This window comes from Kitasatospora setae KM-6054 (assembly GCF_000269985.1).
Taxonomy (GTDB): Bacteria; Actinomycetota; Actinomycetes; order Streptomycetales; family Streptomycetaceae; genus Kitasatospora; species Kitasatospora setae.
This window is the reverse complement of record NC_016109.1, coordinates 8,040,800-8,059,953: the sequence shown is the minus strand read 5'-3', so window position 1 is coordinate 8,059,953 and position 19,154 is coordinate 8,040,800. Positions and strand designations below refer to the sequence as shown.

General features: G+C 74.0%; 19 protein-coding genes. 12 read left to right on the top strand and 7 right to left on the bottom strand.

Going from position 1 to position 19,154, the window contains the following annotated elements:
- Positions 1-123: 123 nt before the first annotated feature.
- The 3 genes from KSE_RS35020 to KSE_RS35010 all read left to right on the top strand — a co-directional run bounded on the left by KSE_RS35020 (position 124) and on the right by KSE_RS35010 (position 2,542).
- Positions 124-819 carry a hypothetical protein gene (locus KSE_RS35020; protein ID WP_033257895.1) on the top strand — a complete coding sequence of 232 codons (696 nt, stop codon included), beginning with the start codon at positions 124-126 and terminating at the stop codon, positions 817-819.
- A gap of 268 nt (positions 820-1,087) precedes the next feature.
- Positions 1,088-1,684, top strand: a complete 597-nt coding sequence (locus KSE_RS35015; RefSeq protein ID WP_014140128.1) for a hypothetical protein — start codon at positions 1,088-1,090, stop codon at positions 1,682-1,684.
- A gap of 42 nt (positions 1,685-1,726) precedes the next feature.
- Positions 1,727-2,542, top strand: a complete 816-nt coding sequence (locus KSE_RS35010) for a hypothetical protein (protein WP_014140127.1) — start codon at positions 1,727-1,729, stop codon at positions 2,540-2,542.
- Positions 2,543-2,549: 7 nt separating this feature from the next.
- Here the strand turns inward: KSE_RS35010 and KSE_RS35005 are convergent, their stop codons facing one another.
- On the bottom strand, positions 2,550-3,230 hold the full coding sequence (locus KSE_RS35005) for a class I SAM-dependent methyltransferase (RefSeq protein ID WP_014140126.1): 681 nt from the start codon (positions 3,228-3,230) through the stop codon (positions 2,550-2,552).
- Between the two features lie 299 nt (positions 3,231-3,529).
- Here KSE_RS35005 and KSE_RS35000 point away from each other — a divergent pair, with 299 nt between their 5' ends.
- Both KSE_RS35000 and KSE_RS34995 read left to right on the top strand, forming a co-directional pair.
- Positions 3,530-4,687, top strand: coding sequence for an ROK family protein (locus KSE_RS35000; RefSeq protein ID WP_033257896.1), 1,158 nt, complete (start codon positions 3,530-3,532; stop codon positions 4,685-4,687).
- Positions 4,688-4,780: 93 nt separating this feature from the next.
- On the top strand, positions 4,781-5,419 hold the full coding sequence (locus tag KSE_RS34995) for an alpha/beta hydrolase (RefSeq protein WP_014140124.1): 639 nt from the start codon (positions 4,781-4,783) through the stop codon (positions 5,417-5,419).
- On the opposite strand, the gene KSE_RS34990 is transcribed toward KSE_RS34995, so the two are convergent.
- Entirely contained in the window at positions 5,416-6,087 is a 672-nt protein-coding gene (locus tag KSE_RS34990) for a hypothetical protein (protein WP_014140123.1), read from the bottom strand. The two genes, KSE_RS34995 and KSE_RS34990, sit on opposite strands and share 4 nt — an antisense overlap.
- A 100-nt stretch (positions 6,088-6,187) precedes the next feature.
- Complete coding sequence (locus tag KSE_RS34985; protein ID WP_014140122.1) at positions 6,188-6,937, bottom strand: GntR family transcriptional regulator; 750 nt, start codon at positions 6,935-6,937, stop codon at positions 6,188-6,190.
- A 252-nt stretch (positions 6,938-7,189) separates the two neighbouring features.
- Between KSE_RS34985 and KSE_RS34980 the strand changes: the two genes are divergently transcribed.
- Positions 7,190-8,008, top strand: a complete 819-nt coding sequence (locus KSE_RS34980) for an exodeoxyribonuclease III (RefSeq protein WP_014140121.1) — start codon at positions 7,190-7,192, stop codon at positions 8,006-8,008.
- A gap of 77 nt (positions 8,009-8,085) precedes the next feature.
- On the opposite strand, the gene KSE_RS34975 is transcribed toward KSE_RS34980, so the two are convergent.
- Positions 8,086-8,922 (bottom strand): MmyB family transcriptional regulator, encoded by an 837-nt coding sequence (locus KSE_RS34975; protein WP_014140120.1) that lies wholly within the window; start codon positions 8,920-8,922, stop codon positions 8,086-8,088.
- 134 nt (positions 8,923-9,056) lie between these two features.
- On the opposite strand from KSE_RS34975, the gene KSE_RS34970 reads away from it, so the two are divergent.
- Positions 9,057-10,298: a CynX/NimT family MFS transporter gene (locus tag KSE_RS34970; protein ID WP_014140119.1), complete on the top strand. Its 1,242-nt coding sequence runs from the start codon at positions 9,057-9,059 to the stop codon at positions 10,296-10,298.
- A gap of 291 nt (positions 10,299-10,589) precedes the next feature.
- Here the strand turns inward: KSE_RS34970 and trpD are convergent, their stop codons facing one another.
- A complete protein-coding gene (gene trpD / locus KSE_RS34965; protein WP_014140118.1) occupies positions 10,590-11,696 on the bottom strand; it encodes an anthranilate phosphoribosyltransferase in 1,107 nt (368 codons plus the stop codon).
- 163 nt (positions 11,697-11,859) lie between these two features.
- On the opposite strand from trpD, the gene KSE_RS34960 reads away from it, so the two are divergent.
- The gene (locus KSE_RS34960; protein ID WP_014140117.1) at positions 11,860-13,242 is read left to right on the top strand and encodes an aminotransferase-like domain-containing protein; all 1,383 of its coding nucleotides are present in this window, start codon (positions 11,860-11,862) and stop codon (positions 13,240-13,242) included.
- On the opposite strand, the gene KSE_RS34955 is transcribed toward KSE_RS34960, so the two are convergent.
- Both KSE_RS34955 and KSE_RS34950 read right to left on the bottom strand, forming a co-directional pair.
- Positions 13,220-13,804 (bottom strand): anthranilate synthase component II, encoded by a 585-nt coding sequence (locus KSE_RS34955; RefSeq protein ID WP_033257897.1) that lies wholly within the window; start codon positions 13,802-13,804, stop codon positions 13,220-13,222. The two genes, KSE_RS34960 and KSE_RS34955, sit on opposite strands and share 23 nt — an antisense overlap.
- Positions 13,801-15,237 (bottom strand): anthranilate synthase component I family protein, encoded by a 1,437-nt coding sequence (locus KSE_RS34950; protein ID WP_014140115.1) that lies wholly within the window; start codon positions 15,235-15,237, stop codon positions 13,801-13,803. Before KSE_RS34950 ends, KSE_RS34955 begins: the two co-directional genes overlap by 4 nt.
- Before the next feature lie 191 nt (positions 15,238-15,428).
- Between KSE_RS34950 and KSE_RS46090 the strand changes: the two genes are divergently transcribed.
- The 4 genes from KSE_RS46090 (at position 15,429) to KSE_RS34935 (ending at position 19,134) form a co-directional block, all read left to right on the top strand.
- The gene (locus KSE_RS46090) at positions 15,429-15,548 is read left to right on the top strand and encodes a 3-deoxy-7-phosphoheptulonate synthase (RefSeq protein ID WP_148283214.1); all 120 of its coding nucleotides are present in this window, start codon (positions 15,429-15,431) and stop codon (positions 15,546-15,548) included.
- Positions 15,549-15,775: 227 nt separating this feature from the next.
- Entirely contained in the window at positions 15,776-16,879 is a 1,104-nt protein-coding gene (locus KSE_RS34945) for an NAD(P)/FAD-dependent oxidoreductase (protein WP_157850045.1), read from the top strand.
- A gap of 74 nt (positions 16,880-16,953) precedes the next feature.
- Positions 16,954-17,907 (top strand): cucumopine synthase-related protein, encoded by a 954-nt coding sequence (locus tag KSE_RS34940; RefSeq protein WP_014140113.1) that lies wholly within the window; start codon positions 16,954-16,956, stop codon positions 17,905-17,907.
- Positions 17,908-17,955: 48 nt separating this feature from the next.
- Positions 17,956-19,134: a cytochrome P450 gene (locus KSE_RS34935; RefSeq protein WP_014140112.1), complete on the top strand. Its 1,179-nt coding sequence runs from the start codon at positions 17,956-17,958 to the stop codon at positions 19,132-19,134.
- The last annotated feature ends 20 nt before the right edge of the window (positions 19,135-19,154 follow it).

Below are 19,154 nucleotides of genomic sequence, written 5' to 3'. Positions count from 1 at the left end.
CGGGCCCGCCAGGGTGTGGCGCACTCCCTCGCACCGCTTCCATCGACCTCCCCACACCACGGAGATGGCATGCGTGCACCCCTGTCCCGCCGGCCCCGCCCCCGCCCGGTGTCCCGCAGACGCGTGAGCGACGGCCTGCCGGTGGCGGCCGTGTTCGGCGCGGTCGCGCTGGCCGCGACGGCCACTCTCGGCCTGGGCGGCCCGGCGTCGTCCGCCGAGCCGCCGCAGATCGACGTGATCGGCAACGGCACCTTCACCGCGCCCCCGGCGCACAGCGGCACCCCGACGGACTGGCTCTGCCAGGAGAGCGCGTCCGTGCGCGACGACCCGGACTGGGGGCGCCTGCTGGAGGGCGCCCCGAGCGCCGGCGAACTCGCCTGGTGCACCCAGCGGGTGACCGTGCTGCCGAACTCGACGTACACGCTGCGGGCGGGCGTCCGGGGCCCGTACGTCTTCCTCGGCACCGAGGGCGGCGGGCCCGGCGAGACGGTGCAGAACTGGTCGAACAACCCGGACTGGAACGCCCTCACCGTCACCGTGACCACCGGGCCGGACAGCACCTCGCTGCTGGTGCGCCTGCACGGCTGGTACGGGCAGGCGCCCTACCAGGTCAAGTGGGTCGACATGTTCGGCCCGGGCGTCCTGCCGTCCTGGTGCGTCCCGCCGTCCTGGACCAGCCCGGCGCCGCCCAGCAGCCCGCCGCCCTCGCGCACCAGCACGGCCGAGCCGGGCAGCACCGCGAACGACACCCCGGCCCCGGACCGCACCACCGTGAGCCCGAGCTTCCGGCCGACCGGACCGTGCCCCAGCCAGCGCTGACCCGCCCGAGCTGACCATTCGTCATCTTCCGGCCCGCACACCCGAGAAGGCGGGCCGGAAGCGGCCTTTGCCCGCCCTTGACGCGCGCCCTCGGCATCCCCCATCGTGTGGTCACTCCCTCGCACCGCTGCCCCGTCCACCTCCCCCACCCGGAGTCAGGCATGCGTGCACCCCGCCCCCGGCCGGCCGGTCCCGCCGCCACCGCCACCCGGGCCCGGAGCTGACGGCGCGCCCGTCCCCTCCACTCCACCCCCACCAGGGAGTCGCCATGCGTCGAGGTTCCCGTCACCGCGCCCGGGGCGCCGGCCCGCTGCGCGCGGTCCTGACCGCCGTGCTGCTGGCCGGCACCACCGTGCTCGCCGCGCAGGGCAGTGCCGCGGCCGGCCCGGCCCCGCGCGAGTGGGTGGCCGACGGCCGGTTCGCCGCCCCGCTCGCCGAGCACTGGACCTGCACCGGCGACGTCCGGCAGCTCGGCCCCGGCCTGGTCGAGGGCCGGCCCGGCGCGTACGACTTCGCGGGCTGCGTCCAGCGGCTGCCGATGGGCGGGAAGTACGACCTGACCGCCGTGGTGTCCGGCGCGTACGCCTTCGTCGGGGTCAGCGACGGCACCACCGGGCCGGGCACCCACCTGTGGTCGAACGACCCGGAGACCCGGGTCCTGCGCGCCACCATCGACGTCCCGGCCGGGGCCGAGGTGTACTTCCACGGCTGGTACGGGCAGGGCCCCTACCAGGTCTCGTACGTCTCGCTGGTCGGCCCGATCGTCCCCGACCCGTGCTCCACCTGGTCGCCGACACCCACCCCGGGCCAGACCTGGGTGCCGAGCTGCCACCCGCTGCCGCTGGCCCCGAGCACCGCCTCCTGACCCCACCGCAACCGCAACTCCCGCCCCCACCGAGGAGATCACGTGTCACGACCCACCCGCCACCGCGACCGCGTCCCGCTCGGCGCGGTCGCCGCGACCGCGCTGCTGCTGGCCACCGGCGGCTTCGCCGCGCTCGGCTCCGGCAGCGCCCAGGCCGCCCAGGAGGTGGTCCGGGACGGCTCGTTCCTCCAGCCGCTGGCCGACAACTGGACCTGCGCGGGCGACGTCAGCCGCACCGGCCAGGGCATCGAAGGCCGCCCCGGCGGCTTCGACTTCGCCGGGTGCACCCAGCAGGTCGAGGTCAAGCCGTACACCACCTACGACCTGACGGCCGACGTCTCCGGCGCGTACGCGTTCGTCGGCGTCACCGGCGGCGAGTTCGAGACGGTCTCCCAGTGGGCCGACGGCCCGGAGCAGACCCGGCTGCACGCCGTGGTCAGCACCAGCGGGACCACCCACACACTCACCGTCTACTTCCACGGCTGGTACGGGCAGGGCCCCTACCAGGTGCGGCGGGTGTCGCTGTACGACAGCAGCACCAGCCTGCCCGCCTGCCCGGACATGACCGGCATGCCGCCCAGCTCGCCCCGGCAGAGCCCGCCGACGCCGTCCCGGACCTCGACCCCGACGTCGCTCGCCCCCGCACTGGCCCAGACCATCCCGCCGAGCCCCGGCGCCTCCTCGCCGCCCCCGCCGACCTCGGCCGCCCCGACCCTGCCCACCGCGCCCCCGCCGAGCTCGGCGAGCCCGACCTGGACCGGGCCGACCTGCCTGATCCCGCCGTCGCCGTTCCCGACCGGGACGACCGCCCCGCTGCCGTCGGCCAGCACGTCCGCGCCCCGGCCGTCCGGGACCTGACGCCGTGTCAGCCGCGCAGCGCCCACACCGTGGTGGCCTTCTCGGCCGCGTCCTCCAGGTCGGCGGCGACCGGGACGGTGTACTCGGCGAGCGCGGTGAAGCGCCCGCGCGGCAGGTAGGCCCGCCCGGGGTCGCCGACCACCACGGTCGCGCCCCGGGCGGCGGCCCGCTCCAGGAACGGCAGGAAGCGGGCCGCCATCGCCCGCTCGTAGAACACGTCCCCCGCCAGCACCACCGCGTCCGGGCCGCCGTCGCCGTCCAGCACGTCGGCCAGCTCGGCCGCCACCGCGACGCCGTTCAGCTCGGCGTTCACCGCGATCGAGGCCACCGCGTACGCGTCGATCTCCGCCGCCCGGACGGCGGCGGCGCCGCTCAGCGCGGCCGCGACGGCCACCAGGCCGGAGCCCGCCGCCAGGTCCAGCACCCGCCGTCCGGCCACCAGTTCGGGGTGGTCCAGGACGTACCGGGCGACCGCGACGCCGCCCGCCCACGGGAACGCCCAGAACGGCGGCGCCAGGCCCTCCCGGCCCCGGTCGCGCTCGGTGGTCTCCCACAGCGCGATCGCGTCCGCCGCCATCCGCAGCCGCACCTCGGGCACGAAGGGCACCGGCCCCGGCACGGTGTGGGCCCGGACGAACTCGGTGTCGGCGGACGTGGCCTGACGCACGGTGGCGCTGTCGTTCCCCATGCCGCCCAAGCTTAGGGCGTCGGGGGGACGCCCCCGCGCCACCGACGGGTCACCCGGTGATCACGGACGACGTACCGTTTCGATACCGAAGCCGTTATGAGCTGCGGAAACGCTCGCCCCCCGGCGGGCCGCCCGAGTACGATCCGGACCAGACGCCCCGGTCGCGGCACCCCACAGTGCCGGGCCTCGGCGGAGAGCTCCGCGCGGGCCCGCACCGGTCTCACCACGGCCGGACGGGCGGCACCGCGCTCCACGGCACCGCGCGCCAGGGCAGTCGCGCGAAGCGGAAGGGCAGCGACTTGACGGACCGGCTCACCGGAGGGGACTCCTCACTGCTGCGGCGCATCAACGCGGCGGTCACCCTGCGGTCGTTGCGCGACGGCCAGGCCGTCACGCTGACCCAGCTCGTCGGCGACACCGGGCTCTCCCGGCCCACCGTCGAGGGCGTGATCGAGGGGCTGCTGGAATCCGGGCTGGTCGCCGAGGTCGAGCACGTCCAGGAGTCCGGCGGCCGGCAGCGCGGCCGCCCGGCCCGCTGGTTCCGCTTCCGGGCCGAGGCCGGGCACGTGCTGGGCATCGAGATCGGCGTGCACGACCTGCGGGTGGTGCTGGCCGACCTGGCCGGCGAGATCCTGGCCAGCCACGCCAAGCAGGTCGACGAGTCGGTCGAGGCCGAGGAGCGGCTCACCCTGGTCCGCACCACCGTCGGCGAGGTGCTGCGCAAGGCCGGCGTCTCCCGCGACAGCCTGTGGGAGGTCGCCGTCGGCACCCCCGGCATCGTCGACCGGGACGGCACCGTCCGGCTCGGCACCGCGATGCCCGGCTGGACCGGCCTCGACCTCGGCGCCCGGCTGCGCCGCTCCTTCCGCTGCCCGGTGGTGATCGAGAACGACGCCAACCTGGCCGCCATCGCCGAGCACTGGAAGGGCGCGGCGGTCGGCAAGGGCGACGTGGTGTTCGTGATGGCCGGCCTCAGCCCCGGCGCCGGCTCGCTGATCGGCGGCCGGCTGCACCGCGGCCACGGCGGCGCCGCCGGCGAGATCGGCGCGCTCCACCTGCTCGGCCAACAGGCCACCCCGGAACGGCTGCTGTCCACCACCGGCAAACCGCTCGACCCGCTGGACGAGGCCGCCGTGGCCCGGGTGCTGCGCCTCGCCCGGGAGGGCGACCAGGTCGCCCAGGTCGCGATGGACCGCTTCCTGGGCCGCCTCGTCCACGACGTCACCGCCCTCGTCCTCGCCCTCGACCCGGAACTCGTCGTGGTCGGCGGCTGGGCGGCCGGCCTGGACGGCGTCCTGGAGCCGCTGCGCGAACAGCTCGCCCGCTACACGCTGCGCGCCCCCGAGGTCGCGCTCGCCGGGCTCGGCTCCGAGGTGGTCGCGATGGGCGCGCTGCGGGTCGCCCTCGACCACGTCGAGGAGCAGCTGTTCGCCGTCGACCCGCCCGCCACGCGGTAGGCCCCGGCGGGCGGCGGGGCCCGGCCCGGTCGGGGAGGATGGACCGCGTCGTCCCCTCCCCCACCTCCCCCGACCCCCGTACCAGGAGCCCCCGTGTCCGAGCCCGCCGCACCCGCCGCGCCCTTCGTCGACTGGTCCGTCCCGCCGCCGGAGCGCGACGGCACCCCGCTGGTGGTCGCCCTGCACGGGCGCGGCGCCGACGAGCGCTCGTTCGCCGGCCTGGCCCCGCACCTGCCCGCCGGGACCACCGTCGCCTCCGTCCGGGCGCCGATCCCGGAGGGCGGCGGCTACGCCTGGTTCGCCAACCGGGGCATCGGCCGCCCGCTGCCGGAGTCGATCGACCGGACGGCGCGCTGGCTGTTCGACTGGCTGGAGACCGCACGGGCCCCGCACACCCGGGTCAGCGTGCTCGGCTTCTCCGGCGGCATGGCGATGGCCGGCGGCCTGGTCCTGGCCCGCCCCCGGGAGTTCGACGCGGCCGTGCTGCTCTCCGGCACCCTGCCCTGGGACGCCGGACTGCCCGCGGACGCCGGCCGGCTGGCCGGACTGCCGGTCTTCTGGGGCCGCGACACCGAGGACCGGGTGATCCCCGCCGACCTGGTCGACCGCACCGGCGCCTGGCTGCGCGCGGACTCCGGCGCCGCGCTCACCGAACGCGTCTACCCGGGCCTGGGCCACGGCGTCTCCGCCCAGGAGATCGCCGACGTCCGCGACTTCCTGGATCGTGCCTAGGGCAGGCAGAGCAGGTCGTACTCGCCCTTGAGCCGCCCCCGGGCGTGCGCCCGCATCCGGTGCGCGTACCGGGGGTCGTGCTTGAGCGCGTCGTAGCCCGGCAGGTCGCCGGGCGGGAGCAGGCCCGCGGTGGCGGCGAGGTAGACGTCGAAACCGGGGTACATCAGCACCGCGTACGGCAGGTCGTCGACGTCCAGCGCGAAGACCGGGTACTCGCCCAGCTCGTCGCGCTCGCCGTTCGGGCCGACCGACAGCACCCGGCGCGAGTCGGAGCCGCCGGGCAGCAGGAAGCACTCGCCGAACAGGCCGGAGAACGGCTCGAAGCAGGAGCCCCACAGCTCGCCGTACTCCTCGACGGCTATCTCGCCGAGGGTGCGCGGCGCGAGGGCGCCGCGCTCGTCGAACCAGCCGTGGCGCTCCAGCATGCCGCTGTCGTACGCCAGCCAGGCGCGCAGGGCGGGCGACAGCGGGTGGCCGCTGGGGAAGGACTCGATCGCGCGCGGGCGCAGCGCGCCCTCGACCCACGGGCCGGCGAACCGGTCGTGGTCGAGCACCAGTCTGGACGGGTCGGTGGCCACGGCCGCGATCGCCCGCTCGACGAGCGCCGTGCCGTGCTCCGCGCCCCGCTCCCGCCCCGCGTCCCGCTCCGCCGTGTCGGTCGAACCCATCGCCGTGCCCCCTGTTCACCGTCGGTCAGTGGGACAGGAGCGTAACGCCGTTCACTGACAGCGCTTCTGACGGGGTGTCAGGCCGGGAGGGTCGGGCGGGTCAGACCGCGGCGGCGACCTGGACGGCCACGCCGGACTCGCCGAAGGTCAGCTTGCAGGTGTCGGCGCGGTAGGTGGAGACGGCGACGGCGGCCAGCCGGCCCGCGGCGGCGTACTGGGTGGTGACGACCAGCACCGGGGTGCCCGGGGGGCGCTCCAGCAGTGCGGCCTCGGCGGTCTCGGCGACGCCCAGCTCGACCGAGCGGGACTCGCCGTCGACGCCGATCCGGTCCAGCTGGCGCAGCACGCCGCGGGCCCGGTCGTTGCCGTCGACGACCAGCGCGAGGTGCGGCAGCGCGGCGGACGGGACGTGCAGCGACTCGGCGGCGACCGTGACGCCCTGGACGGTGCGGACCCGGCGGACGGTGTGCACCTGGTCGCCCTCGGCGAGGTTCAGGGTGCGGGCCAGCGCGGCGGTGGCGGGGCCGGTGGTGCAGTCCACCACCGTCCAGTCCTGGCCGCCGCGGGCGGTGCCGGTGCGGCCGTACTCGCGGTCGCCGACCGGGATGCCCACCCGCGGGGCGGCGACCAGGGTGCCGATGCCGCGGCGGCGGACCAGCCGGCCCTCCAGCTCCAGCTGGTCCAGGGCCTGCCGGAGGGTGGCCCTGGCGACGCCGAAGCGGGCCGAGAGCTCACGCTCGTTGGGCAGCACCTGCCCGGTGGAGAACTCGGTGTCCATGGTGCGCAGCAGCACCGTGCGCAGGTGCCAGTACTTCGGCTCCGCCACCGCCGCGAGCGTTCCTTGCCCCACCGTGTCCTCCACCCTGAGGGACGACAGGCCCACCGCGACTCCCCGTTTCAGCAGGTGGGGGAGGCGGGCTTTATCCGTCCTTCTTTATTAAAGGTCTTTGCAGTAAGTGACAGTAGAGGGCGCCCCGGGAGATGGTCAAGACCAATGGGAAGGGTTCCTTGCGGATCGGCCGCCGGCCGGGTATGGCGCCCCGGTTCGCCCGGAGTTCACCCGGAATGCCGGATTGTCGGAGCCGCCCGGTACGCTCCCCCCGTGCAAAGCATCGTCACGACAGCCAATGTCAACGGGATCCGGGCGGCCGCCAAGAAGGGCTTCCTGGAGTGGATCGACGCCACCGAGTCCGAGGTGGTCTGCCTGCAGGAGGTGCGCGCCGAGACCGACCAGTTCGCCGACGTGCTCGCCCGGCTCGACGGGTGGCACGCGGTCTGGGCCCCCGCCGCGGCCAAGGGCCGGGCCGGGGTCGCGGTGCTGTCCCGCCGCGCCCCGGAGGCCACCCGGATCGGCTTCGGCTCCGCCGAGTTCGACGTCAGCGGCCGGTACGCGGAGCTCGACCTGCCCGGCCTGACGGTCGCCTCGCTGTACCTGCCGTCCGGCGAGGTCGGCACCGACCGGCAGGACGAGAAGGAGCGGTTCATGGCCGAGTTCCTCGTCCACCTCGGCGAGCTGCGCGCCCGCGCCGCCGCCGACGGGCGCGAGGTGCTGGTCTGCGGCGACTGGAACATCGCGCACCGCGAGGCCGACCTGCGGAACTGGAAGGCCAACCAGAAGAAGGCCGGCTTCCTGCCCGAGGAGCGCGCCTGGCTCTCCCGCGTCCTCGACGAGCACGGCTACGTCGACGTGCTGCGGCAGCACCACGCCGACGTGGCCGAGGGCCCCTACTCCTGGTGGTCCTACCGCGGCCGGGCCTTCGACAACGACGCCGGCTGGCGGATCGACTACCAGATGGCCACCCCCGGCCTGGCCGCCCGCTGCACCGCCGCCCGGGTCGAGCGCGCCGCGACGCACGCCGAGCGCTGGTCGGACCACGCGCCGGTCACCGCCGTCTTCGACCTCGGCCTCGGCCTCGACTGACTGTCGCGTTCCGACAGTTGACGAACCGGCGACCGACCCTCCCCTGACGCGAGGCCCGCGTCAGGGGAGGGCCCGCGTCACGAGATGGACCGCAGTCGGCCGTGCGGCATCCGCTGGAGTTGTTCGACGGCCCGGGCCGACCGGTCGCACGCGGGCAGGAAGGCCACCAACTGCTGGTCGTCCATGGGCAGTTCGAGCGTCTCACGGAGCAGTCGCAGCTCGAATCCGCTCGGGTGGTTCAGCCGGAGGACCCGGGGGCGCGGCACCTCGTGGCGGCAGAGGCGGTTGGTGAACTCGACTCCGGCGAGGGGGATGAGCTCGGAGGTGAGCCACTCGAGGTTCTCCAGGGACGGCGCCTGCCACAGCTCGAAGGTCTGCTCGTCGGCGATGTCGCTCCAGTCGGCGAAGAACGCCCGGGCGCGGATGTCGGTGAACAGGTAGCGGTTGAGGTTCGGCCGCTCGTGGTCGAGGAGTCCGGTGCCACTGGTGATCGCCTGGTAGCCCGTGGTGTGGGCGAGGATGTCGCCGAGCCGGTTGGTCACGATGGCGACGCCGGGTTCCAGCAGCTGAAGCGTCCGGAGGACCGACGGCCGCACCCGCCGGGGTGGCGCCACCGGCCTGATGTCGACCAGGCACTGGTCACTGGCGATCTTCGCGAGGTAGCGCATGTGGTTGCGCTCGGAGGGGTTGAGGCAGAGCGCGTCGGCGAGCGCGTCGATGACCGCGCGCGACGGGTTGCGGTCGCGCCCTTGCTCGATGCGGGCCAGGTACTCGACGCTGATACCGGCACGGGTGGCGAGGTCCATGCGGCGCAGCCCGGGGGCACGGCGGCGGTCGTACCTCTGCAGGCCGAGGAGCTCCGGCTGGATGGCGTCACGCTTCGCGCGGATGAATTTCCCTAACGGTGTCTCCACACGGCCAGGTTACCCGTCCGCACCGACGGGCGGATCCCGCGGCGCGGCACCGCCCGACGCCGAGGGTGGCCCTGGCGGGGCTAGTCTCCGTGCGGTCTGGTTGAGCGCCACCAGGGAAATTGATGATGACGGTCATGGACACGAAATCGACACGGCGTTCCGGACAGGCGCTGTTGGTGTGGGGGCTGCTCGTCGCGGCGGCCAATCTCCGGGCGAGCCTGACCGGCGTCGGGCCGTTGCTGGACCGCCTGAAGGACGACCTGGGGTTGAGCTCGGGTACCCTCGGCCTGCTGAACACCCTGCCGCTGCTGGCGTTCGCGGCGCTCTCCCCGATGGTGCCCCGGCTCGCCGTGCGGTGGGGGAGCGAGCGTCTGCTGGGGGGCGCGCTCGTCGTGCTCACGCTGGGCATCGCGGTCCGGTGGCTGCCTTCGGTGGTCGGCCTGTTCGCGGGGACCGTGCTGATCGGGGCGGGCATCGCCGCCGGCAACGTCCTGCTGCCGAGCCTCATCAAGCGCGACTTCCCCACCAAGGTCGGGATGTTGACCAGTGCCTACGCGACGGTGATGGGCGGTGTCGCCGCGATCGCGTCCGGGGTGGCGGTGCCGATCAGCGACTCCGCTCCGGGCGGCTGGTCCACGGCCCTGGGCTGCTGGGTCGTGCTCGCGGTGGTGGCCGTGCTGCTCTGGATCCCCCAGATGCGCACCGCGCCGGCCGCCCCGCCGTCGGCGGCGCGCGGTCAGCACCGGCTGCCCTGGGGATCGGGCCTCGCGTGGGCGGTCACCGCGTTCATGGGTCTGCAGTCCTTCGGCTTCTACGTGATCGTCACCTGGATGCCCCAGGTCTTCCAGGACAGCGGTGTCAGCGCGGCCGAGGCCGGCTGGCTGCTGTTCCTGTTCCAGGTGGTCGCGGTCGGGACCAGCCTGGCGGTGCCGGGCGCGCTGCGCTGGGCGCGTGACCAGCGGGCGCTGGCGACGGTCTGTTCGGCCGTGCTGTTCCTCGGCTACCTCGGGCTCGTGGTGGCCCCGGACCTGGCCCTGCTGTGGTGCGTCGTGCTGGGCCTGGGCGGCGGGGCCTGCCTGGTGCTCGCGCTCGCGTTCCTCGGCATGCGCGCCCAGGACGCGGCCGGGGCGGGCGCCCTGTCGGCGATGGCGCAGTCGGTCGGGTACCTCCTCGCGGCCGTCGGCCCCGTGCTCTTCGGGCTGCTGCACACCGACGGCGCCGGCTGGCGGGGACCGCTGGCACTGATGTGCGTGGTCGCGGCCGCCCAGATCGCGGTCTCGCTGGTGGCCGGTCGGGGCACCGTGCGACGGGCCGGGGCCGGAGAGCCCGGCGTGGCACCTTCGGCGCCGGAGCGCGCCGCGTCGCCCGGGCACTGACCGGCCGGAGACCGCCGGTCCGGACGGCACGAACGGGGGAAGGGCATTGTCCGATGAGCATTCCGGCCCAGACCGGAGTCCGCCCGGAGCGGTGGAAGCGGTGGAAGCGGTGGGAAGGCACGGCCGGGAGGCGCCCTGAGGCTCCGCGGAGCGAGGCCCCGGCATGAGCGGGCGCCCGACCGGCCGGCCCGGGGTGGTCGACGCGTTCGCGGACGCTCCCCCTGGCCGCACCGACCACACTGACCGCACCGACCACACCGCACCGCTTCGGCCGCACCGCCGGAGGTCCGCTCATCCGGCCGCCAGTGCCGCGTCCTCGCCCAGTCGGGCCGTCACCTTGACCCACCGGTCGAGGAGTTCCGCGGCGTCACCGCTGTCGACGGCGTCGGCGGCCCGCGCCATGGCGGCCCCCAGTTGCTCCGTGAGCGGTGCGGTGCCGGGGGTCGCGGCGGTGAGCCCCGCCGCGGCGGACAGCAGGACGGCGTCCCGGACCGGGCCGCGGCCGCCGGCCAGCATGCTCCGGGCGATCTCCGCGTTGTCCGCCGGGCTGCCGCCGCGGAGGGCGTCCGGCGTCGCCGGCGGGATGCCGAGGTCCCGGGGGTCGAAGACCTCCTGGCGCACCGTCGCGGCCCGCACCACCCACACCTGGGACGTCGTGGTGACCGTCAGTCCGTCGAGCCCGTCGTCGCCGCGGAAGACGAGCGCCGAGCGGTTCCGGCGGGCCAGCACTCCGGCGACGACCGGGGCCGTCCGGGCGTCGGCGACGCCGACGGCGGAGGCGGCGGGCGCCGCCGGGTTGGTCAGCGGGCCGAGCACGTTGAAGGCCGTCGGCACGCCGAGCCGGCGGCGCACCGCGGAGGCGTGGCGCATCGCGGGATGGAACAGCGGGGCGAAGCAGAAGGCGATGCCCGCTTCGGCCAGCACCTGCGGCACCGTCGCCGGGGGCAGGTCGATGACCACGCCCAGTTCCTCGAGCAGGTCCGCCGGACCGCAGGCCGAGGAGGCCGAGGAGGCCGAGGAGGCCGAGCGGTTGCCGTGCTTGACGACGCGCGCGCCCGCCGCCGCCGCCACGATCGCCGAGACGGTGGAGATGTTCACGGTGCGGGCCGTGTCCCCGCCGGTACCCACGATGTCCAGCAGCGGCCCGTCCGCCCGCACGCTGACCGCGTGCTCGTCCATGGCGCGGACCAGGCCGTCGAGTTCCGCGACGGTTTCCCCCTTCGACCGCAGGCCCACGAGCAGGCCGGCGAGCCTGGCGTCGTCGACGGAGCCGCGCAGGGTCTCGCCCATGGCCCACTCCGCGTCGGCCCCGTCGAGGTTCCGGCGGTCCGTGAGGGCCGAAAGAATATCCGCCCATCGTTTCCGAACGGTGTCGGATGCGGTGCTCTGGCCGGTCATCGCCACTCCTTCGCCGACTGTCTACCCGGAGCATCGCGGCAGGCGGCGGCATCGGCCAAGTCCATTCCGCCGTCCTGTGAGCGGACCACTTCCGCAGTGAAGACCGACTCGTCCCCGATCGGGGATCCACGCTGACCGGGCGACCGGCTGCTACGGGGGAAAAATGCTACCGATATCCATCAACCGGAAGTTACCGCGCTCGATCACCACGCAGATCCAGGAGACCATCCGCGAACGGATAGCGGACGGAACCCTGCATCCGGGTGTCCGGCTGCCGTCGAGCCGGGACCTCGCCGAGGACCTCGGGGTCTCGCGCAGCGTCGTGGTCCAGGCCTACGAGCAGTTGGCCGCCGGAGGGTACCTGCGGTCCACCCAGGGGTCGGGGACCAGGGTGGCGACCCACCTGCCGGACCCCGACCGGGACCCGGCCGCACCGGCCCTGGCCCCGAAGGCCCGGTACGACCTGCGGGTCGACGCGACGAACTCGACGCTGTTCCCGTCCCGCGAGTGGCTGCGGGCCTACGAGTACGTGGGGCAGTCGATCGGCGGGGCGGGCCCGCAGCGGTACCCGCTCGGCGACCCGGTGCTCCGGAAGGAGCTCGCGGCGTACCTCGGCCGCTCGCGGGGGGTCCTGACGACCACCGCCGACCTCACCGTCACCGCGGACTTCGACCACACCGTCGACGTCGTCTGCCACATCCTGCACGACCTCGGTGTCGACCACATCGCCGTGGAGAACCCGGGCGCGCCCTGGCAGATCAGGATCGCCAAGCGCGCGGGGCTGCGGATCAGCGGGATCCCCGTGGACGGCGACGGCGTCAACGTGGAGGCCCTCGCCCGGTCCGGGGCGCGCGCCGTGCTGGTCACCCCGGTGTCGCAGGTGCCCACCGGGGCCGTGCTGTCACCGGAGCGCCGGGAGGCCCTGCTGAGCTGGGCCGCGGACGTGGACGGCTGGGTGATCGAGTACGACCGGGACGGGCACCTGTGGTTCGGCGCCGGCGGCGGCCCGCTCGCCCTGCAGCGGCGCCGCCCGGAGCGGGTGGTGTACATCGGGACCACCGGGGCGATGTTCGGCCCGTGCGTCCCGCTCGGCTGGGTGGCGGCGCCGGACACGGTCGCGGACCGGCTCCGCCGGATCCCGTTGGGCGTCCCGGATCCGCTCACCCAGCTGACGTTCGCGCACTTCATCGCGTCCGGCATGCTGGACCAGCACATCCGGGACGTCCGGACCCTCCTGCGGGCGCGGCGCGCGGCGCTTCGGGACGCCGTCGAGGAGCGCCTGCCGGGCGCGCGGATGACCGGTGAGCCGACGGGCATCCACGCCTACGTCCAGTTGCCCGAGGGCGTCGACGACGCCCGGCTCGCCGCCCTGGCGCGGGCGAGGTCGGTGATCGTGCACCCCGGCAGGCACTTCCACTTCGGTCACCGGCCGCCGTCGTCCGGGGTGGCGATCGGCTACGGCGCGGTGCGCCGCAGCCTGATCCCGGACGCGGTCGGCGTGCTCGCCCGGTCCCTGGGCGAGGTCACCGGGCGACCGGGGTCCTGACGCCGGCCAGGAAGTTCTCCAGCATCGTGAGGCCGGCGCCGGTGGTGATGCTCTCCGGGTGGAACTGCACGCCCTCGACCGGAAGGTCGCGGTGGCGCAGGCCCATCGGGTAGCCGTCGTCGGTGGACCGCGCCGTGCAGACGAGCTCGGCCGGCAGCGGATCGGCCACGACGATCGAGTGGTAGCGGGTGACCGTGTGCCGGGCCGGCAGGCCCGCGAACACGCCCAGGCCGTCGTGGTCGATCTCGCTGGTGCGCCCGTGCATGAGGTGGTCCGCGAGTCGCACCTGGCCGCCGAAGGCCAGCGCGATGGCCTGGTGCCCGAGGCACACGCCGAGCAGCGGGACGTCGCCGGCGAAGTGCCGGACCAGCTCCACGTGGCCGGAGTCGGCGGGGTGGCCGGGCCCGGGCCCCAGGACCACGGCGTCCGGCCGCCACCCGGACAGTTCCCGCGCGGTGCGCGTACCGGAGCGGACCACCTCGGTCTCCGCCCCGAGTTCGCGCAGGTACTGGTCGATGATGTGGACGAAGCTGTCCAGCGCGTCCACCACCAGCACTCTCATGCCAGCTCCTTCCCGGTGAGCGCCCAGTGGGCGGCCCCCATCTTGGCCAGGGTCTCGTCCCACTCCCGCTTCGGCTCGGACAGGGCGACCACTCCCGCGCAGCTCTGGGTGGCGTACCGGTGGTCCCCCGGGGAGGGCTCGCGGTGCGTGACGGTCCGGATGCAGAGGGCGAACTCGGCCCACCCCCGGACGTCCACCAGGCCGACGGCGCCCGCGTAGAGGCCGCGGCGCTCGATCTCGATCTCGTCGATGATCTCCATCGCGCGCAGCTTCGGCGCCCCCGTCATGGTGCCGGCGGGGAACGTCGCGCACAGCACGTCCCAGACGTCCCGGCCCGCGTCCAGGGTGCCGGTCACGGTGGACACCAGGTGGAACACGTGGGAGAACTCCTCGACCTTCATCAGGTCGGTCACCGCGAGGGTGCCGGGCCGGCAGACCCGGCCGACGTCGTTGCGGCTCAGGTCGACGAGCATCACGTGCTCCGCCCGTTCCTTGACGTCGGCCCTCAGCTCGGCGACCCGCCGCGCGTTGTCGGCGCCGGTCGGGTCGCGGCGCGTCGTCCCGGCGATCGGCCGCATGGTGATCAGGCCGTCGTCCAGCCGGAACAGCAGTTCCGGGCTCGCGCCGACGAGCGTCGTGCCGGACTGGGTGAGCAGGTACATGTACGGCGACGGGTTGCGGGCGCTCAGGCGCCGGTACACCTCCTCCGGCGTCAGTGCGCTGCGGACGTCGATCCGGTGGCCGACCTGGATCTGGTAGATGTCCCCGACCCGGATGCGGTCCAGGCAGCGTTCGACCCAGCCCAGGAACGTCTCCCGGTCGACGGTGTCGCGCACCTCCAGCGGGGCGGGGGCGTCCGGCACCGGGAGGTCGGCGTCGGGGATGCCGCGCAGCAGCCCGAGCGGCAGCGGCTCGGGCAGTCCGGGGCCGCTGGCGCGGAGCAGCACCGGCGGGCCGTCCTGGCGGCCGAACCACAGGGTGTCCTGGAAGAGGGTCAGGGTCAGGTCCGGCACGTCGGGTTCGACCTGCCGCGGCGGCAGCTCCTCCATGTACGCGGCCGCGTCGTAGCCGACCGTGGTGAGGAAGCCGAAGGAGAATCCGCGGACGTCGGTGTGCACCCGGAACAGGGCCGTGACCCGGCGGAGCATGGCCCAGGGGTCGGTCGTCGTCCGGCCGCAGCGGGCCCGCAGCAGGTCGGCGACCGGGCCGCTGCCGCGCACGGTGACCCGGTCCCCGGTCACCGAGATCTCGGCGAGCCGGCCGAAGCCCACCACGGTGCCGGTGCCCGCGTGGGACCGGTCCGGGTGCAGGTCGTCGAGCAGGAAGACCTCCTCCGGGCCGAGGATCCGACACAATTCGGCACGAACTTCCAGCGCTCTCGCGGTCGTCTCCACGGAAATCGCGGTCACGGTGACGTCGAGTAATTCCGTCATCACGGAGATGACGCACCTCCATAGTTGGCAGCAAAAGTAGACAAAGGCCGAAAAAGCCCGGCCGCCGGCCCGTCGTTCGGAAACTATGCCATCGCCCAGGTGACGGTTGGCCAGACCATTGGTCCGGCTGTCAGCCGGACCAATCAAGGAATTCATTGCGCCCCGGACGGGGACCGTGTTGGCCTGCATTCATGACGATTTCCGACCTGCTCGTCTCCTGGCGCGACGCTCCGGCGGAGCATCAGCCGGTCCGGCCGGACCGCGCCGCCCTGGCGGACGTGCCGGCCCGGCCGTCGGACGCCCCCGGCTGACCTTCATCACCAGGACGGGCGCGCGCACGGCCCGCGACCCTGCGGTCCGCGGCTCGACCGCGACCGGTCGCTCGACCCGGCCTTCGGCATCGCCGGCCTGCTGTGACCGGACGGCCGCCGGGGAGCGCCCGGCACGTACCGGACGCGCCCCGGCGGCCGCGTCCGCCCGAGACACCGGGGCCCCGAGACCCCGAGACATGGAGGGGACAGTGAAAACCGTAGGGATCGTGGGAGCGGGCGTCATCGGCGCCTGCCTCGCTTTCAGTCTTGCCCAGCGCGGGATGCGGGTGCACTGCGTGGAACGGGCCGAACCCGGCGGCCTGACCACCGACGTCAGCTTCGCGCGGCTGAGCGCGGTCCAGCAGCCGACGTACCCGAGGTTCGAACTGAGCCACACCGGAATGATCGAACACGCCCGGTTCGCCGAGCAGTTCTACTCGGCCCCCTGGTGGCATCCCACCGAGAGCCTCGCCTGGGACGACGAGGAGGGCGGCGCCGGCCCGTCCTTCGCGGACGTGGTCCGCCGCCTCGACTCCTGGGGCTACCGGACGGCATGGTCCGACGCGGCCCGGGTGAACCGCGACCGGGAGCCGGGGGTCGCCTTCCCGGACCCCGGGACACCGGTCGTCCGGTTCCCGGACGAGGCCTGGGTCGACGGGCCGAAGCTGGTCTCCGAGATGCTGGCGGCCGCCGGGGCCACCGGGCGGCTGACGCTGTGGAACGGCGCGGTCGACGCCGTCGAGGTCCGCGGCGGCGAGGTGCGGGCGCTGCGCCTGGAGGCGGGTGACCGCATCGAGGTCGACGCCGTGGTCAACGCCGCCGGCCCGGGGACGCCCGCGGTGGCCGCGACGCTCGGCACCGCCCCCCTCGAAGGCTTCGCGACGCGCAGCAGCCTGGTGATCGACCTGGTCACCGACGGCGATCCGGTGCGGCACGTGCTGCGCGGCGCGCAGGCCCACGTCCGGTCGGCGGGGCCGGGGCGGGTGCGGGTGCGCTCCGACCAGGTCGACGCCCGGCTGCCGGACGGGCTGCGCTCCGACCCCGACGACGCGCTCGTCAAGGACCTGCTGGAGCGCGCGTACCGCACGGTTCCCGCGCTCGAGTCGGCCGCGGTGGAGCGGGTGCGCGTCGGTACCGCCGTGTTCCCCGCGGACGGCTTCCCCAGCCTCGGCGCGCTGTCCGCCGTCTCCGGCTACTACGAGGCCTTCGCCAACAGCGGCATCACCCTCGCCCCGTTCATCGGGCGGACCCTGACCACCCGCATCGCCACCGGGGAGACCCATCCGATGTGGGCCCACTGCTCCCCCGACCGGCTGCGGGCGGCGCGCTGAGCGCCCCCGGCACCGCCGAGTCGATCCGGAGCCGTCGAACCGCGGCAGCGCCGCGGCCCAAGAGGAGGGGAAACATGTCCGCACTTCCAGAACTCCGCGAGCTGATCGCGAGCTTCGTCTCCGAGGAGCCGCCGGAGATCCGGCGGATACGCACGGGAACCGTTCCCGATCTGCCCGGGTCGTACGGCCAGTACTTCACCGCCTGGGACTTCTCGAACAGCATCGTCCGCGACTACGCGATGAACCTCTACCAGCTGACGAGGCTGGCGACCGACGAGAGCGTCTCCGTGGAGAACCTGCTGACGGTCTTCCGCACGCTGGACCCGATCTACAGCACCTTCCTCGGCTACAACGGGTTCCCGGTCCTGGCGGAGTACGCCCAGCGGGTCGGGCAGCCCGCGGAGAGCCGCGCCGAGCTGCTGGACCGGCTGACCACGTTCACCGAGTACGTCAACCGGCTCACCGCCTGGTCGCACCACTACTTCCCGTGGGACCTGGGCGGCGAGCGCTACCGCTACGCCGCCGAGGAGGTGGCGGCGCAGGCCGCGGAGGCCGCGGCGGCCTCCCCCTCGGTGGACTCGGTGGACTCCCTCGGGGACCCGTCCCAGCGGATCCCGGTCCGGCTCACCTGGCAGCCGCTCGGGGTGCAGGTCGACGCCGAGATCTACGCCGACCTCAACCCGCAGCTCGCCACGGACGTCCTCAAGGCCCTGCCGTTCACGGTGCTGCAGGACCACGCGGTGGTCAGCGGCGAGTCCATGTACGCCTGGGCCCCCCTGGTGAGCGTGGCGCCGACGCCGGTGCGCGAGCGGATCTGCGACGCGCCGGTCGGCCGGCTGAGGTTCAGCCAGGCGACCGGCAACAAGGTCATCGTCCAGTACGGGCCGACCACGGAGACGCTCAGCAGTCCCGTCCTCGGCAAGGTGGTCGACAGCCACGCGGACCGGCTCGCCGAGGTCGGCAAGGCCGTGTGGGAGAGCACGTTCAGTTCCAAGGAGCCCGTCTGGCTCACGGTGGAACGCCTCTGACGACGGTCGGACCGACGGAACGCACGGCCGGCCAGAAAGGGTGAAGGAATGACGAGTACGCCAGCGAAACCGACCAGGGAGCTCCTGTTCCCCGACCTGAGCGACGACATCGACGCGCGGATCGCCTGGTTCCAGCACATGCAGAAGAACCAGCCCCTGCGGTTCCGCCCGGAATACAACCTGTGGGAGGTCTTCCGGTACGAGGACGTGCAGTACGTGCTCAAGAACCCCGAAGAGTTCTCGGTGTCCAACAAGACCCACCTGGGCCTGCCGTTCTCCTTCGGCCGGGCCGACATACCGGACCACCGCTTCCTGCGGGGGTTCGTGGCCCGGTCGTTCCAGCCCGGCAACATCGAGGGCCTGGCGCCGGAGTTCGCGGCCATGGTCGACGCGCTCCTCGCGCCCGCCCGGGAATCCGGCCGGCTGGAGGTGCTCGGCGAGCTCGGCTACCCGATCATGGAGCGCGTCGTCGGGCAGATGTTCGGCCTGCGGATCCCCGGCGTGAACCTCTTCCGGGAGTGGTCCGACCAGATGTTCGGCCAGCTCATCGGAGTCCGCTCCCCTGACCACGCCGACGTGGTCGACCTGTTCCGGGAGCAGCTCGACGAACGGAAGCTCGACCCGCGCGACGACCTCATGAGCGCGCTGCTCGCGGCCCGGCGCAAGGACGACCGGCTCGCCGAGGAAAAGATCATCCACATGTGCCTCGACCTGGCGACGGCCGGCAACGCGCCCCTCTCCCTGCTGCTGGCCTACACCTTCCAGCGCTTCTGCCGGGACCCGGAGCTCTTCCAGACCCTGCGCCGCGACCCCTCCCTGATCCCCGGGGCCATCGAGGAGATCCTGCGGTTCGACTTCTCGTGGTTCAACCTCTGGCGCACGGCCCGGCACGACACCGTCCTGGGCGGTCAGGAGATCAAGGCCGACCAGTACGTGGTGGTCTGGGACTCGTCGGCCAACTTCGACGAGAAGCACTTCCCCCAGGCCGACCGGTTCGACATCAGGCGCTCGCCCAACCCCCACCTGACCTTCGGGCAGGGCATGTACATCTGCCTCGGCCTGCCCCTGGTGCGCGTGCTGGGGCGGGTCGTCCTGGAGCGCCTGGTCGCCACGTTCTCCGACCTCGCCGCCGACCCGGACCGGCCGGTGCGGACGCTGGAGCAGATGAAGGACTACGTCGTCTCCCTCGACGTCGTCCTGACGCCGTCGAAGACCGCCGTCTCCTGACCCACCGCCCGGGCGTCCGG